Below are 14,713 nucleotides of genomic sequence, written 5' to 3'. Positions count from 1 at the left end.
GCGGCTTGTCAGATGATGTGGTGTTGCCGCAGATATTGATGGACTATGCCGAGCCGCTCGCGGCCGTCGGTCAGTTCGAGCAGCTTCTGGCGCGCTTTCAAGGGAATCGGCAGGATTTCGCACCAGCGGTTGGCGACCCAGCCGGCATTGTCGAATTGCAGCGGCAAGGCAAACGGGCTGGCGAAATTCTCCCCATGCGCGGCGCGGCCTTTCTTGTTGATATCGTCGATCACCAGCTTCAAGGTGCTGGCGCATTGCAGATGGGCTTCGTCAGGCAGCGTCGCCGCGTCGGAGTCGATCAGCGTTACCTGCGCTTCCAGGCGCTGGTCGGACAATACGCGCTGCTGCACGATCCGGAAACGCTGGCCGCCCTCGGTGCGCAGCATCATCACGCCCAGGTCTTGCATGTCCCATTCGATGATCCTGGTCAGGCAGCCGACGCTTTCCGGCTCGGCGGCATTGCCGACTTCCTGCCCTGACTTGATCAGCACCACGCCGAACGGCTGCTCCAGCCGCATGCATTCGCGCAGCATGTCGAGGTAGCGTGTTTCAAATACCTTGAGCGGCAGGACGCCGCCGGGAAACAGCACCGCGTTGAGCGGGAACAGCGGTATCCAGGAATTATTTTCGGGCATAGGTTGTGACGTCGACTGCGGAGAGAGAGTGAACTGCGTTGCGGGGGCTGCGCAGCCGGCTAATTGTCGCCGGCGCGCCTGGCCAGTTCGCGATGGCGCCGCACCACGCGTTCGGATACCTGGAAATATTCCGCCAGCCGCTCCACCATGTAGACCGAGCGATGCTGGCCGCCGGTGCAGCCGATGGCTACCGTCAGGTAGCTGCGGTTGTCATCCTTGAACGACGGCAGCCATTTTTCGACAAAATTGCGGATGTCGTTGAGCAGGTCGCCCACTTTCGGCAAGTCTTCCAGGAACGCGATCACCGGCTGGTCGCAGCCTGTCAGCGGCCGCAGTTTCACGTCGTAATGCGGATTCGGCAGCATGCGCACGTCGAACACCAGGTCGGCGTCCAGCGGCACGCCGCGCTTGAAGGCGAACGATTCGAACAGCAGGATCAGCGGCGCCGGTTCGGTATAGACCAGCTCCTTGATCCAGCTGCGCAAGCGGTTGGCGCTCATGTTCGAAGTATCGATGGTGTGGGCGATGCTCTCGATCCCGGCCAGCATCTCGCGTTCATTCAGGATGCACTCGGTCAGGGTCAGGCGGTCGGCCGGATTCTGGCCGGGACGCAGGCGGTGCGACAGCGGATGGCTGCGGCGGGTCTCGGAGAAGCGGGCGATCAGCGATTCGGTCTGGGCGGTCAGGAAGAACACCTTGACGTCGTGTCCTTCGGCTTTCAGTTGCCGGATATCCGAGGGCAGGCCGGCCAGCGAGTCGGCGCTGCGGGCGTCGGTGGCTACCGCCAGCATTTGCGCGCCTTCGTCGATGCGGGTGGCGACCAGGTCGCGCAGCAGGATCGGCGGCAGGTTATCGACGCAAAAATAACCGGCGTCTTCGAGCACGCGAAGAGCGACCGATTTACCTGAACCGGAAATACCAGTGATGAGAATTATGCGCATTGCGCAATGATACCGTAACTACGGCAGTCGAGAGCGCGGGCGGCCTGCCCGCTATCTTTAAAGATCGCTGTCGCTGTCCATTGCAATGCGCTGGCGCGCGATGAAATCCTTGAGCGTGTCGATGCCGCGCAGCTGCAGGATGGTGTTGCGCACCGCGGCTTCCAGCAGCACCGCGATGTTGCGGCCGGCGGCTACCGGAATGATGACTTTGCGGATCGCCAGCCCCAGTACTTCCTGGGTATGGGCGTCGAGCGGCAGGCGCTCGTAGTTTTCTTCCAGCGTCGCGCGCCGCACCAGGTGCACGATCAGCTTGAGGCGCATTTTGCGGCGCACCGCGGTTTCGCCGAAGATGGTCTTGATGTCGAGCAGGCCCAGGCCGCGCACTTCCAGCAGGTTCTGCAGCAGGTGCGGACAGCGGCCTTCGATCATGTTCGGCGCGATGCGGGCGAATTCGACCGCATCGTCGGCCACCAGGCCGTGGCTGCGCGAAATCAGTTCCAGCCCCAGCTCGCTTTTGCCGAGCCCGGATTCGCCGGTGATCAGCACGCCGACTCCCAGCACATCCATGAACACGCCATGCATGGTGATCCGTTGCGCCAGTTTTTTCGACAGGTATACCCGCAGGTAATCGATCACCTGCGCAGCCGGCAACGGCGTCGAAAACAGCGGGATGTTCTTTTCATCGCAGATTTCGAGGATGTCCGGCGGCGTCGCCAGGCCCTGCGCGATGATGAAGGCGGGCGGCGCGCCGGCCACCAGTTCAGCGGTCTGGTAGACCCGCGAAGTGGCCGAAAGGCGCTGGTAGTATTCGGTTTCCTGGTGCCCGAAGACCTGGATCCGGCCCGGGTGGATCAGGTTCAGGTGGCCCACCTGGTCGGCGGCCGAAGCGGCGTCGCCGGAAATCAGCCGCTCGCCGCCGGGGAAGCCGGCAAACCAGCCCAGCTGCAGCGATTCGCGGTTTTCGTCGTACAGCTGCTGAATCGAGAGGGGCGTGGAAACTGGCATGGTCGGCGTCTGACGTGGTTAAGGGGTTAGATCGCCTGCAGGCGACTCAGACAGGGTGATGTCTTAAACTAAATTATGTCGCATTTTCCGTGCCCATGGGCTGCCAGGCCACGATGTGTGCGTGCACCGAAGCGGGATCGGGATCGCTGCTCAGGATGGAGCGGAAGGCGTCGCTGGAAAACATCTCGGCGATTTCCGACAGGATTTCCAGGTGCTGCTGGGTGACGTTGTCAGGAATCAGCAGGAACACCAGCAAGCGGACCGGTTCGCCATCCGGCGATTCAAACGGAATCGGTTCGGCCAGGCGCACAAAGGCGGCCAGCGGCGCTTTCAATCCCTTGACGCGGCCATGCGGCACGGCGACGCCATGGCCAAGGCCGGTAGAACCCAGGCGTTCGCGCGCAAACAGGTTGTCGGAGACGGTAGAGCGGGCAATGCCGCAATTGTTTTCGAAGAGTAAACCGGCTTGTTCGAAGGCGCGTTTTTTACTGGAGACTTCCAGATCCAGCGCTACATTTTGTGCAGGCAGGATTTTTGCAAGATTAGTCATAATACAAATTGGTATGCGGCACAATACGGGTGGTTGTGTCTAAGTCATTGTAAGCCACCACTAATATGGCCGCAGCACTTCAAAAACATGCCAATCCCGGGCTGGCGCTGCTAGCCGCGATAGCGTGCGGCAGCTGTTGTCATGGTAACGCCTTCCCGATCCTGGCCCGAGTCAGCATAGCCCAGGCTACGGTCTTAATGGCTCCCAACCCGGATTATAGACTTGATTCCGGCCAACAACACCAACTTGCGGTCATGGTCTTGCTGGAGCCGTGCGATGGCTTTTATTTAACTTCAAAGCGCGCAAATATCAGCCAGACGTCGCCGTTGCCTTTGTTCTGCGACAGGCGAGGCACGTAAGATCCCATCAATTTGGCTCCCTTGACGCCCAGCGAGACCACGGGCAAGGCGATCGGGAACGGGAAGCCGCCGAAATAATCCTGGCGGCTCATCATCATGGCGGTATAGCCGGCGCCGACTTCGACCGGCGTCTTGGGGACATTCCAGATCCATTCATAGGCATATCCAGCCATGATCTGCGGCTTGAAATGCGAGTCGCGGATCGCGAACAGGTACAGCGATTCGTCGTTGCCGTCGGCGTTGCGGATGGTGCGGCCGCCGCCCAGGCCCCAGGCCTTTTCATTCAGTTCTTCGATGCGCTCTTTAGTGTAGGTGCGGCGGCCGTGATAGGCGTAGCCCGACAGATACACTTCCATGTCGCCGTTTTCGACGATGTTGTCGAGACGATTCTTGGTCTGCGAGAGAGTTTTGCTGAACCAGCCGGTGGTGTCCGGGGTTTCCTGGGCCTGGGCTGGAGCAGCCACGGTGACCAGTGCTGTAATGCAAGAGATCAAGGCAGTGCGCTTGAGGGTAGTGAAACGAGAAAAAAATGTCATAAGCGAAAGAGTCCTTTTACGGCGAGGTCGTACGGTAGACGTTGATCCTATGGACGTCAATATTCCCGACCAAATTACTACTATTTAGTCACTTGAGTGCTGTTTTTTTGCTACGGTTTGTAACCGAACGTAAATTATTGCCTTGCCTGGCGCCAATTCAACGGTGGCTGCGATGTGGAGAAATTGCTGCGCCAGGGATTGATATCGAGACCACCGCGCCGGGTATAGCGCGCATAGACAGACAGCTTTTGTGGCCGACAGTTGCGCATCAGGTCCATAAATATGCGTTCCACGCATTGTTCGTGGAATTCATTGTGCTCGCGGAAGCTGATCAGGTACTTGAGCAGGCTCTCCTGGTCGATGGCGGCGCCGACGTAATGGATCTGCACGCTGCCCCAGTCCGGCTGGCCGGTGACCAGGCAATTCGATTTCAGCAGGTGCGAGACCAGGGTCTCTTCCACCACTACCTGGTCCGGATCGCTTTTCAGCAGCGACGGATTAGGCTGGTATTCGTCCACTTCGATATCGAGCCGGTCCAGCAGCAAGCCTTGCGGTTCTTGCAGCTTGAGCCCGGAAAAGGCCTCGGCCGTGGCCAGGGTGACATGCACCGGTGCGCCGAAACCGTCCGATATGTCAGTGCGCAGCAGCTGCAGCAGCGCGTCCTTGTCCGCCAGCCTGGTCTGGTTGAAGGAGTTCAGGTACAGCTTGAACGACTTCGATTCGATGATGTTGGGGGAATCCGCCGGTACCGTGAAAGTGGCGATCGCCACTTGCGGCTTGCCGCGCAGGCTGAGCCAGGACACCTCATATGCATTCCAGATATCGACGCCGAAAAACGGCAGCGTGCCGCTGATGCCGATTTCTTCGCGCTTGCCCAGGCGGGCAATCGGGAACAGCAGCGAAGGCTGGTACTGGGTCTGGTAGGCGGCGGGTTTGCCCAGCGGCGAGGCGTCAGGCGTGTTGGGGATAGTCATGGCTTCTGCTTGTGCTTAAAAGCAGTATTTTGCCAGATAAGCTACAGCTCCCCGATATTCGCCGCTTGATGGCGCCTATCGGGAGCGTGGCCGGGCGTCTTAGCCGAGGAACAGCTTGTAGACCGGATTGCTGCTTTCATCCCAATAGCGGTAACCCAGGCTGGACAGGAAAGTGCGGAAAATCTTCATTTCTTTTTTCGGCACTTGCAGCCCGACCAGGATGCGGCCGACGTCGCCGCCCTGGCTGCGGTAATGGAACAGGCTGATGTTCCAGTCGGGCGCCATCGAATTGAGGAAGCGCATCAGGGCGCCCGGACGTTCCGGGAACTCAAAGCGGTACAGCAATTCGTTTTCCGCCAGCGGGCTCTTGCCGCCCACCAGGTGCCGCACGTGGACCTTGGCCAGTTCGTCATGGGTCAGGTCAAGCGTGCTGAAGCCGTGTTTCTCGAAATTCCTGGCGATCTGCTTGGCTTCTTCGCCGCTGGTCGTCTGCACGCCGACAAACACGTGCGCGACTTTCTCGTCGCTGATGCGGTAGTTGAATTCGGTGACGTTGCGCGGCCCCACCAGTTCGCAGAAACGGCGGAAGCTGCCGAACTGTTCCGGGATGGTGACGGCGTACACGGCTTCGCGCAGCTGGCCGATGTCGGCCATTTCGGCGACGAAACGCAAGCGGTCGAAATTCATGTTGGCGCCGGAGGCGATCGTCACCAGGGTCTGGTCCTTGACCGGCTTGCGCGTGGCCTTGGCGCGTTCGACATAGGCTTTGGCGCCGGCCACCGCCAGCGCGCCGGACGGTTCCAGGATGCTGCGCGTATCCTGGAATACATCCTTGATCGCGGTGCAGACGGCGTCGGTATCGACCAGGATCACTTCGTCCACATGCAGGCGCGCCAGGCGGAAGGTTTCTTCGCCGACCAGCTTGACCGCGGTGCCGTCGGCGAACAGGCCGACATCCGCCAGGGTGACGCGGCGGCCCGCCTTCAGGCTGCGCGCCATGGCGTCGGAATCGGTGGTCTGGACGCCGATGATCTTGATCTCGGGCCGCACCGCCTTGACATAGGCAGCGATGCCGGCAATCAAACCGCCGCCGCCTATCGGGACGAAGATTGCATGGATGGGCCCGGCGTGCTGGCGCAGGATTTCCATGCCGATGGTGCCTTGGCCGGCGATCACGTGCGGATCGTCGAAAGGATGGACGAAGGTCAGCTTGAGTTTCTTTTCCAGCGTCAGCGCGTGGTTGTAGGCGTCGGTGTAGGAGTCGCCGAACAGAACGACTTCGCCGCCGCGCGCCCGTACTGCGTCGACCTTGACTTGCGGCGTGGTGGTCGGCATCACGATCACGGCGCGGCAGCCGAGCTTGGCCGCCGACAGCGCCAGTCCTTGCGCGTGGTTGCCGGCCGAAGCGCAGATCACACCGCGCTTGAGCTGGGCCGGGGTCAGGCTGGCCATCTTGTTGTAGGCGCCGCGCAGCTTGAAACTGAACACGCTTTGCACGTCCTCGCGCTTGAAATAAATCTGGTTCTCAATACGCTTCGACAGCGTTGGCGCCAGTTCAAGAGGGGTTTCGACCGCGACGTCGTAGACGCGGGCGGTGAGGATCTTCTGCAAATAATCTGTGGTCATGTCGTTGTCAAATTGGGGATGTCGAGCGCGCTCGACAACAGGATCAGGCCGGGGGAAACAGCGGATCATTATAATGGACGGCTTTTAATCGTCACCAGGTTTTGTCGGCCGCATGCCATTTATTCGCGTGCGGCCGGGTCTGCCGTCTTTCTCCGAATAGTTTTCCATGATCGAATCCGCTGTTTTATGGTTGCTCAAGACGCTCGCCGTGCCGACGGTCGGCCTGACTTCCGTCTTCATCATCAGTTTTGTCGCCGCCACCCTGCTGCCGCTGGGTTCCGAGCCGGCCGTGTTTGCCGTGATCAAGGCCAACGGCGCGCTGTTCTGGCCGGTGATCCTGGTCGCGACCGCGGGCAATACGCTAGGCGGCGTGGTGGATTACTGGATGGGTTACGGCGCCAAGCAGGCATTCGCCCGCGAGCGCGGCAGCGGCTGGTTCAACTGGCTGCAGCGTTACGGCGCCAAAACCATGCTGCTGGCCTGGGTGCCGGGCATAGGCGACCCGATCTGCACCCTGGGCGGCTGGCTCAAGCTGCCGTTCTGGCCCTGTGTCGCGTATATGGCGGTCGGCAAGTTCGCGCGCTATGTGTTCGTCGTCTGGCTGCTGATGAACGTGCCGGACGGATTCTGGCGGCAAGTCGCAAGCTGGCTGGCGTGAACCGGAACAAGAGCCGGATCGCCGCCGAGATCGCCGCCGAACTGCGGCGGGTTTGATCAGAGCGCGGAAAGGCCGGCCCAGAACATCGCCGGCGTGATCAGCAGCAAGATCAGGTAGGGCAGCATGCGCAACGGCCATGCGCGCTGGCGCAGCAGGTAGGACATGCCGAAATAGGGATTCCTGCGCGATAAGGAAACGGGTGTCATGGCTTGCCTCCGGGGTACGGTGAATCAGCCCTTGCACTGGCCGTAGTCGGCCAATGTGCAGGAAATGCTGTCGAGGATTTCACTGATGATCTCGCTAAACATGATGGCTCCTGAAAAAATGGGTATGGATACATTGTAGTTAAAGACTATTAATATATGAAAATTGATTGTTTTTATTGATTTCATTGCATTTGCCTATTCGCAGCCGCTCAATGCCTTGCACTGCACAAATCGGCATCTTGCCCTCGTGACGCAGCGCGATAAGCTAAAATGCAGGTTCAGTAGCCGCAGTCAACTTTCATAGACCAATGAACGCCCCAGTCAAAATCCAGGCATTATTGTCAGACGCGCCACACGGCGCCGCTCCTACGCGCTTGCGCGAGATTCCTTATAACTACACCTCGTTTTCAGATCGCGAGATCGTGATCCGCCTGCTGGGCGAAGCATCCTGGCGCCTGCTCGACGAACTGCGCAGCAAGCGCCAGACCGGCCGTTCCGCCAGGATGCTGTATGAAGTGCTGGGCGACATCTGGGTAGTGCGGCGCAATCCGTATCTGCAAGATGACATGCTGGATAACCCGAAGCGCCGCCAAGCCCTGATTGATGCGTTGCATCACCGGCTCGGCGAAGTCGACAAGCGCCGTATCGTCACCGGCGAGGGCGATGCCGCCGGCGATGAAGAAGCGAAAAAACGCAGCGAGAATGTGGAAGCGCTGCTGGCCGCCGCGCGCAAGGCGATCGCCGCCTTCGCCGACGAATTCCGCCAGACCTACGATCTGCGCAAGCGCGCCAACAAGATCCTGGGGCGCTATACCGCCAAGGACAACATCAAGTTCGACGGCCTGTCGCGCGTATCGCATGTGACCGACGCCACCGACTGGCGCGTCGAATATCCGTTCGTGGTGCTGACGCCCGACAGCGAAGATGAAATGGCCGGCCTGGTCAAGGGCTGCATCGAGCTCGGCCTGACCATCATCCCGCGCGGCGGCGGCACCGGCTACACCGGCGGCGCGATTCCGCTGACGCCGTTGTCGGCAGTCATCAACACCGAAAAACTGGAACAGCTGGGCGCAGTCGAAATGGCCGTCCTGCCAGGACTCGACAAAGAATACGCGACGATCTATTCCGGCGCCGGCGTGGTCACCAAGCGCGTGTCCGACGCCGCCGAAAAAGCCGGTTTCGTGTTCGCGGTCGATCCGACTTCGGCCGAGGCATCCTGCGTCGGCGGCAATATCGCCATGAACGCCGGCGGCAAGAAAGCCGTGCTGTGGGGCACCGCGCTGGATAATCTGGCGAGCTGGCGCATGGTCGACCCGAACGGCGACTGGCTGGACGTGACCCGTCTCGACCACAATTTGGGCAAGATCCACGACACGCCGCTGGCGCGCTTCCAGCTGGAGTGGCGCCATCCGGCGGAAAAGGGCCGGCCGAGCGAAAAGCCGTTCAAGACCGAGATCCTGGAAATCGCCGGCCGGGTATTCCGCAAGGAAGGCCTGGGCAAGGACGTGACCGACAAATTCCTGGCGGGTTTGCCGGGAATCCAGAAAGAAGGCTGCGATGGCCTGATCACTTCCGGGCGCTGGATCCTGCACAAGATGCCGAAGCACACGCGCACCGTCTGCCTGGAATTCTTCGGCCAGGCGCGCGATGCGATTCCTTCGATCGTCGAGATCAAGGACTTCCTCGATGCCGAAACCAGGAAGGGCGGCGCCATCCTGGCCGGCCTGGAGCACCTGGACGAGCGTTACCTGCGCGCGGTCGGCTACACCACCAAATCGAAGCGCGGCGTACTGCCGAAGATGGCCTTGTTCGGCGACATCGTCGGCGACGATGAAAACGCGGTGGCGCAAGCGGCGTCGGAAGTGGTGCGCATGGCCAACAACCGGGTCGGTGAAGGTTTCATTGCAGTCAGCCCGGAAGCGCGCAAGAAATTCTGGCTGGACCGTGCCCGCACGGCCGCCATCGCCAAGCATACCAACGCCTTCAAGATCAATGAAGACGTGGTGATTCCGCTCAACCGCATGGGCGAGTACACCGACGGCATCGAACGCATCAATATCGAGCTGTCGGCCAAGAACAAGCTGCAGCTGGTGGATGAGTTGCGCGATTTCCTGCTCAAGGGAAATCTGCCGCTGGGCAAGGGCGACGACGCCGACGGCGACGACATTCCCGCTGCCGAAATACTCGAAGACCGCGTGCACCAGGCCGAGCAATTGCTGGTCGAAGTGCAGGCGCGCTGGACTTACCTGCTGGCCAACCTGGACAAGCCGCTCAAGGATGCGAAAGACGAGCTGGCCGCGCTGGGGCTGGAAAAACTCGGCCTGGTGTTCGAGCAGCGCCTGCTGCAGCAGCCCAACGCCACCGTGTTCGACGTGGTGCAGGACCGCACCGTGCGCGTGTCCTGGAAACAGGAAGTGCGCGCCTTGCTGCGCCAGATATTCAACGGTGCTTCGTTCAAGCTGATCCTCGACGAGTGCAGCGCGATCCACAAGCGGGTCTTGCGCGGCCGCGTATTCGTCGCCTTGCACATGCATGCCGGCGACGGCAACGTGCATACCAACCTGCCGGTCAATTCCGACCACTATGAAATGCTGCAGGATGCGCACGCCGCAGTGGCGCGCATCATGACCCTGGCGCGTTCGCTGGACGGCGTGATTTCGGGCGAACACGGGATCGGCATCACCAAGCTGGAGTTCCTGACCGAAGACGAGATCAAGGACTTCCGCAGCTACAAGCTGCGGGTCGATCCGGAAGGCCGTTTCAACAAGGGCAAGCTGCTCAACCTGCCGGGTTTCGAGGCCGACCTGAGCAATGCCTACACGCCGTCGTTCGGCCTGATGGGACACGAATCGCTGATCATGCAGCAAAGCGATATCGGCGCCATCGCCAACAGCGTCAAGGACTGCCTGCGCTGCGGCAAATGCAAGCCGGTGTGCGCCACCCACGTGCCGCGCGCCAACCTGCTGTACTCGCCGCGCAACAAGATCCTGGCGACCTCGCTGCTGGTGGAAGCCTTCCTGTACGAGGAGCAGACCCGGCGCGGCATCTCGATCAAGCATTGGGAAGAATTCGAAGACGTGGCCGACCACTGCACGGTCTGCCACAAGTGCGTCACGCCATGCCCGGTCGACATCGATTTCGGCGACGTCTCGATGAACATGCGCAACCTGCTGCGCAAGATGAACAAGAAATCGTTCAATCCCGGCACCACGGCTGCGATGTTCTTCCTGAACGCCACCGATCCGGCCACCATCAACATGACGCGCAAGGTCATGACCGACTGGGGTTTCAAGGCGCAGCGCCTGGGCAACGACATACTGAAGAAATTCGCCAAGAAGCAGACCAAGAAACCGCCTGCCACGGTTGGCAAGGCGCCGATCAAGGAACAGGTGATCCACTTCATCAACAAGAAGATGCCGGGCAACCTGCCGAAGAAGACCGCGCGCGCCTTGCTGGATATCGAAGACGACAAGATCGTGCCTATCATCCGCGATCCGAAGAGCACCACCGCCGATACCGAAGCCGTGTTTTATTTCCCGGGCTGCGGTTCCGAGCGGCTGTTCTCGCAAGTCGGCCTGGCTACGCAAGCCATGTTGTGGCAGGTCGGCGTGCAGACCGTGCTGCCGCCGGGTTACCTGTGCTGCGGTTATCCGCAGCGCGGTTCGGGCGATTTCGACAAGGCGGAAAAGATCATCACCGACAACCGCGTGCTGTTCCACCGCATGGCGAATACCCTGAACTACCTCGACATCAAGACCGTGATCGTTTCCTGCGGCACTTGCTACGACCAGCTGCAGGGCTACCAGTTCGACAAGATCTTCCCGGGTTGCCGCATCATCGATATCCACGAATACCTGCTGGAAAAGAATCTCAAGCTGGAAGGCGTGAGCGGCACGCGCTACATGTACCACGATCCTTGCCACAGCCCGATGAAACTGCAGGACCCGATGAAGACGGTGAACGCGCTCATCACCACCGACAGCGGGACCAAGATCGAGAAGAACGAACGTTGCTGCGGCGAGTCCGGCACCTTCGGCGTGAGCCGTCCGGATGTCTCGACCCAGGTCCGTTTCCGCAAGGAAGAGGAGATGAACAAGGGCGCGGACAAGCTGCGCGCCGACGGTTTCGGCGGCGACGTCAAGATCCTCACTTCCTGCCCGTCTTGCCTGCAAGGGCTGTCGCGCTACAACGATGATTCCGGCACCACAGCAGACTACATCGTGGTCGAGATGGCGCGCCACCTGCTGGGCGAGAACTGGCTGCCGGACTATGTTGCACGCGCCAACAACGGCGGCATCGAACGGATCCTGGTGTGACCATGGCAATGCATTCAGCTGATTGCGAACTGTGCAACGGCGACGGTGGGGAAGTACTCCACTACGCCGAAAAATTCCGCGTGGTGCTGGTCGACGATGCCTCTTATCCAGGGTTTTGCCGTGTCATCTGGAACGATCATGTGAAGGAAATGACCGATCTGCCGGTGGCTGATCGCAGCACATTGATGGCTGCGGTCTGCAAGGTGGAGTCTGCGGTGCGTGCTGTCATGCAGCCGGAAAAAATCAACCTGGCCAGCCTCGGCAACATGACGCCGCATCTGCACTGGCATGTGATTCCACGCTATGTGGACGACGCTCATTTCCCTGGCCCGGTGTGGGCCGAAGCGCAACGGCAGCCATCGCCAGCCACGCTGGAGCAACGGCAGGTGTTGCTGGGCGCATTGCGTTCTGCCGTCTCCGGGCAGTTTTAATCTCATTTACGGGCAACCCCAATGACCGGTTCCAAGCAATCAGCCCCGGCGCCTGCGCCGGTGTCATTCGTAGTGCACAAGCAATCGTGCAAGCTGGAAGTCGCCTTCGACGACGGCGCGGTTTTTTTGCTGCCGTTTGAATTGATGCGCGTGTATTCGCCCTCCGCCGAAGTCAGCGGCCATGGTCCCGGGCAGGAAGTGCTGCAGACCGGCAAGCGCAATGTCGAAATGGCGGCGCTCGACCCGGTCGGCAATTATGCCGTCAAGCCGACGTTTTCCGACGGCCATGTCAGCGGCATTTTTACCTGGGCCTACCTGTATAAATTAGGACGGGACCAGGAGGCGATGTGGGAAGACTACCTGCAGCGCCTTGAAGCAGCCGGCCATACCCGGGAATCCGGCCGCGACCTGCCGATGACAGCCAAGGCCGCGGGCGGCCACGGTTGCGCATAAGCTAGCCGGACCCCGTCTCCGCAATATCCGGCCGGCTTGCATCGTCAAGAATTGCCGGCGTTCCTTGCCTTGATTCCCATCTCGCGCAGTGCATCGCCGATCGCATGCACTGCCTGCCGCATTTCCTGCGCGCCGATAGAACCGATGCAACCCACGCGGAAAGTCTCGGCCTGGGTCAGCTTGCCTGGGTACAGGATGAAGCCCTTGTCGCGCACCCGGTTATAGAAATCCTTGAATGCGTAACTGGCGCTGTTCGGCGCATGTATCGTGACGATGATGGGCGCCTGGATTTTTGCCGGCAGAAACTGGATCAGCCCCAGTTCGCGCATGCCCGCCATCAGGGTATCGTAGTTCCTGGTATAGCGCGCCAGCCGGGCCGGCTGGCCGCCTTCCGCAAAAAACTGGTTCAGCGCCGCATGAAAAGCCACCACGATGTGGGTCGGCGGCGTGAAGCGCCATTGCGTGGTTTTTTCCATGTAGGTCCACTGATCGTGAAGGTCGAGCGACAGCGACCTTGAATTGCCCGCGCTTTTTTCCAGTACGCTTTTGCGGACAATCACGAAGCCCATGCCCGGTGGTCCTTCTATGCATTTGCCGCTGGCCGCGATCAGCGCATCGAAACTGATTTTCGCCGCATCGATTTCCAGTGCGCCGAAAGAACTCATGGCGTCGATGACCAGGCTTTTCTTGTGCTGCGCCACTACTTCGGCAATTTCATATAGGGGATTGAGGATGCCGGTGCTGGTTTCGCAATGGATCACGCCGATGTGCGTGATGCTGCGGTCGTTGCCCAAGGCGCGCTCGACATCGGCAGCGGTGGTCGGCACATCCTCGGCCGTTTCCAGCACGGATACCTGGCGCCCCATCATCTCGACGATTTTCGCCATGCGCTTGCCGTAGGCGCCGTTGATCAGCACCAGCATGTGGCCGTTGCGCGGCAGCAGGGTGTTGATCGCCGCTTCTATCGAGAACGTGCCGCTGCCCTGCATCGGCACGCACACATGGCTTTCGTGCGCATTGGCGATGTCGAGCAATTGCTTGCGTACTTTGGCCGTGATGGCGTTGAAGGCGGCATCCCAGGAGCCCCAGTCCTGCAGCATGGCGCTCTTGGTGGCGAGGGAAGTGGTCAGTGGTCCGGGGGTCAGCAGAATCGGATCGCGGCTATGCAGGCTCATGGGGGTGTCCTTGGTTTGATATCACACGTTGTTTCATGTATATTGTAGACAATCTACACTTGCTTGAGTTAAAGTGCAATCATCAAACGTCTAAAAAGAACGCCATGACCGTCAACCGCACCATGAACACTATCGCCCTGGTCCAGAAAAACTCGCTGCCTTCCTTAGTGCAGAAAGAACTGGAGCGCATGATCCTCACCGGCGACCTGGTCGCCGGCGACAAGCTCAACGAGGTTTCTCTGGCGGAAATGCTGGGCGTTTCGCGCGGCCCGGTGCGCGAGGCGTTTCGCGCGCTGGAAGAGGCGGGGCTGGTGCAGCAGGAAAAAAACTGCGGCGTGTTCGTGCGCCAGATTTCGGTCGAGGAAGCCGACGAGATTTATGAGGTGCGGGCGGCGCTGGATGAATTGATCGGGCGCAAGCTGGCGGCGGCCATCAAGCCGGCCCAGGTGCAGGAGCTGCGCACGCTGCTCGATCGCATGGACGGCATGGTGGCGCTGGGCGACGTCGACGGCTACCTGAAACTGAACCTGGCCTTCCATGATGCGCTGGTGCAGTTCACCGCCAACAAGAAGCTGCTGCATACCTACCGCCGCCTGGTCAACGAACTCAGCCTGTTCCGCCGCTCGGCGCTGGCGCAAAAGGGCAGCCTGCCGACCTCGACTGCCGAACACCACAAGATCGTCGACGCCATCGCCGCCGGCGATCCGCAAGCCGCCGGCGACATCATGCGCGAGCATGCGGTGGCCGGGCGCAACCGCATGCACAAGGCGCAGGCAAAAGCTGCCTCGGCCGCGCCGATCACCTTGAAGTAAAACCTACAAGCAAGTCTGACCCACAGCGAAAGCAAT

Annotated in this window: 14 protein-coding genes; 5 read left to right on the top strand and 9 right to left on the bottom strand. The window is 60.5% G+C overall.

The window, feature by feature from the left end; genetic code table 11:
- Positions 1-8 precede the first annotated feature (8 nt).
- The 7 genes from V8G57_RS06715 to ilvA form a co-directional block, all read right to left on the bottom strand.
- Complete coding sequence (locus tag V8G57_RS06715; RefSeq protein WP_342828742.1) at positions 9-635, bottom strand: LON peptidase substrate-binding domain-containing protein; 627 nt, start codon at positions 633-635, stop codon at positions 9-11.
- Between the two features lie 59 nt (positions 636-694).
- The gene (gene rapZ / locus V8G57_RS06710; protein WP_092394886.1) at positions 695-1,576 is read right to left on the bottom strand and encodes an RNase adapter RapZ; all 882 of its coding nucleotides are present in this window, start codon (positions 1,574-1,576) and stop codon (positions 695-697) included.
- A 57-nt stretch (positions 1,577-1,633) separates the two neighbouring features.
- Positions 1,634-2,581, bottom strand: a complete 948-nt coding sequence (gene hprK / locus V8G57_RS06705; RefSeq protein WP_014004611.1) for an HPr(Ser) kinase/phosphatase — start codon at positions 2,579-2,581, stop codon at positions 1,634-1,636.
- A 73-nt stretch (positions 2,582-2,654) separates the two neighbouring features.
- Entirely contained in the window at positions 2,655-3,131 is a 477-nt protein-coding gene (locus tag V8G57_RS06700; RefSeq protein ID WP_092394889.1) for a PTS sugar transporter subunit IIA, read from the bottom strand.
- Positions 3,132-3,414: 283 nt separating this feature from the next.
- The gene (locus V8G57_RS06695) at positions 3,415-4,026 is read right to left on the bottom strand and encodes a hypothetical protein (protein ID WP_092394891.1); all 612 of its coding nucleotides are present in this window, start codon (positions 4,024-4,026) and stop codon (positions 3,415-3,417) included.
- A 134-nt stretch (positions 4,027-4,160) separates the two neighbouring features.
- Positions 4,161-5,000 carry an NADPH-dependent 7-cyano-7-deazaguanine reductase QueF gene (gene queF / locus V8G57_RS06690; RefSeq protein WP_342828736.1) on the bottom strand — a complete coding sequence of 280 codons (840 nt, stop codon included), beginning with the start codon at positions 4,998-5,000 and terminating at the stop codon, positions 4,161-4,163.
- A 99-nt stretch (positions 5,001-5,099) separates the two neighbouring features.
- Positions 5,100-6,695, bottom strand: a complete 1,596-nt coding sequence (gene ilvA / locus V8G57_RS06685) for a threonine ammonia-lyase, biosynthetic (protein ID WP_342828734.1) — start codon at positions 6,693-6,695, stop codon at positions 5,100-5,102.
- Positions 6,696-6,792: 97 nt separating this feature from the next.
- Between ilvA and V8G57_RS06680 the strand changes: the two genes are divergently transcribed.
- A complete protein-coding gene (locus V8G57_RS06680; protein ID WP_092394900.1) occupies positions 6,793-7,284 on the top strand; it encodes a YqaA family protein in 492 nt (163 codons plus the stop codon).
- A gap of 56 nt (positions 7,285-7,340) precedes the next feature.
- Here the strand turns inward: V8G57_RS06680 and V8G57_RS06675 are convergent, their stop codons facing one another.
- Positions 7,341-7,490 (bottom strand): hypothetical protein, encoded by a 150-nt coding sequence (locus V8G57_RS06675; protein WP_175500908.1) that lies wholly within the window; start codon positions 7,488-7,490, stop codon positions 7,341-7,343.
- A gap of 308 nt (positions 7,491-7,798) precedes the next feature.
- Between V8G57_RS06675 and V8G57_RS06670 the strand changes: the two genes are divergently transcribed.
- The 3 genes from V8G57_RS06670 to V8G57_RS06660 are packed head-to-tail and all read left to right on the top strand — an operon-like array spanning position 7,799 to position 12,690.
- Entirely contained in the window at positions 7,799-11,806 is a 4,008-nt protein-coding gene (locus V8G57_RS06670) for a DUF3683 domain-containing protein (protein ID WP_092394902.1), read from the top strand.
- A 2-nt stretch (positions 11,807-11,808) separates the two neighbouring features.
- Positions 11,809-12,237 (top strand): HIT family protein, encoded by a 429-nt coding sequence (locus V8G57_RS06665; RefSeq protein ID WP_092394905.1) that lies wholly within the window; start codon positions 11,809-11,811, stop codon positions 12,235-12,237.
- Between the two features lie 21 nt (positions 12,238-12,258).
- The gene (locus V8G57_RS06660) at positions 12,259-12,690 is read left to right on the top strand and encodes a gamma-butyrobetaine hydroxylase family protein (RefSeq protein WP_342828729.1); all 432 of its coding nucleotides are present in this window, start codon (positions 12,259-12,261) and stop codon (positions 12,688-12,690) included.
- 44 nt (positions 12,691-12,734) lie between these two features.
- On the opposite strand, the gene V8G57_RS06655 is transcribed toward V8G57_RS06660, so the two are convergent.
- Positions 12,735-13,865, bottom strand: a complete 1,131-nt coding sequence (locus V8G57_RS06655) for a 2-aminoethylphosphonate--pyruvate transaminase (RefSeq protein WP_342828727.1) — start codon at positions 13,863-13,865, stop codon at positions 12,735-12,737.
- A 104-nt stretch (positions 13,866-13,969) separates the two neighbouring features.
- Here V8G57_RS06655 and V8G57_RS06650 point away from each other — a divergent pair, with 104 nt between their 5' ends.
- On the top strand, positions 13,970-14,677 hold the full coding sequence (locus V8G57_RS06650; RefSeq protein WP_342828725.1) for a phosphonate utilization associated transcriptional regulator: 708 nt from the start codon (positions 13,970-13,972) through the stop codon (positions 14,675-14,677).
- Positions 14,678-14,713: the final 36 nt, after the last annotated feature.

Origin of the sequence: Collimonas rhizosphaerae (assembly GCF_038896935.1) — a bacterium.
Lineage (GTDB): Bacteria > Pseudomonadota > Gammaproteobacteria > Burkholderiales > Burkholderiaceae_D > Collimonas > Collimonas rhizosphaerae.
The sequence above is the reverse complement of the archived record's forward strand: the minus strand, read 5'-3'. Positions and strand labels throughout refer to the sequence as shown.